The sequence below is a fragment of the Pseudomonas sp. BJa3 genome (genome assembly GCF_026343815.1).
In the GTDB taxonomy this organism is placed as follows: domain Bacteria; phylum Pseudomonadota; class Gammaproteobacteria; order Pseudomonadales; family Pseudomonadaceae; genus Aquipseudomonas; species Aquipseudomonas soli.
Genome location: NZ_JAOXMC010000134.1, coordinates 1 through 278, shown reverse-complemented (window position 1 = coordinate 278; position 278 = coordinate 1). Strand labels below are relative to the sequence as shown.

Below are 278 nucleotides of genomic sequence, written 5' to 3'. Positions count from 1 at the left end.
AGGTACCGGACAGGTCGACGGGGTTCTGCGTTGCGATGACGAAGAAAGGGTCGGGCAACGCATGCGTCACGCCATCCAGCGTGACCTGGTGTTCGTCCATCGCCTCCAACAGCGCGCTCTGCGTGCGGGGCGGGGCGCGGTTGATCTCGTCGGCCAGCAGCACGTTGGTGAAGACCGGGCCGGGATGGAAGGTGAAGGCGCGCGCTTGTGCGTCGTACACCGATACGCCCAGCACATCGGCCGGCAGCAGGTCCGAGGTGAACTGCACCCGCTGGAAG

1 protein-coding gene is annotated in these 278 nt (G+C 66.2%); it reads right to left on the bottom strand.

Annotation, left to right across the window (positions count from 1 at the left end):
• Positions 1–278: AAA family ATPase (locus tag OH705_RS27175; protein WP_267303430.1), on the bottom strand; the 278-nt coding region annotated here is incomplete at both ends.